Source organism: Acetobacter pomorum, assembly GCF_002738225.1.
Taxonomy (GTDB): domain Bacteria; phylum Pseudomonadota; class Alphaproteobacteria; order Acetobacterales; family Acetobacteraceae; genus Acetobacter; species Acetobacter pomorum.
Window position 1 is genome coordinate 1 of sequence record NZ_PEBQ01000055.1, and the last position, 372, is coordinate 372.

General features: G+C 47.0%; 1 protein-coding gene. It reads left to right on the forward strand.

The genetic code is table 11. The features are described from left to right. Positions 1–270, forward strand: a 270-nt coding sequence (locus tag CSR02_RS16790) for a hypothetical protein (protein ID WP_208616799.1), incomplete at its 5' end; no start/stop codon positions are given. Positions 271–372 lie beyond the last annotated feature (102 nt).

Here is a 372-nt window from a genome sequence, read left to right on the forward strand (position 1 = left end):
GTCCCGCCATTAGTGAGAGAAATAAAATATAAAATTCTCGAAAATGCCCTACAATATATTGAGCAACTCAACGGCAGGATTACTGCCGCACAAACTATTGCCGCGGCTCTAGATCCTCGTACTGTAGTGGCCGCAGGTTACGCAATACTCCGAAACGAAGACGGTTGTCCGATGACGCATGTACAAGACGTTGCCAATGCAAAGATTGTGAGCGCCGATCTTCGAGACGGCTCCATCACCCTTCAACCACTCCAAGCAAAGAAGATATAAAAATGAATCAGATGCAACAAAGCCCGATTAACACTGGAAACGAACCGCCAACAAAATTTGCAGACGCTTATGCAGAATTGCAGCGGATCGCAGCTGCCCTCA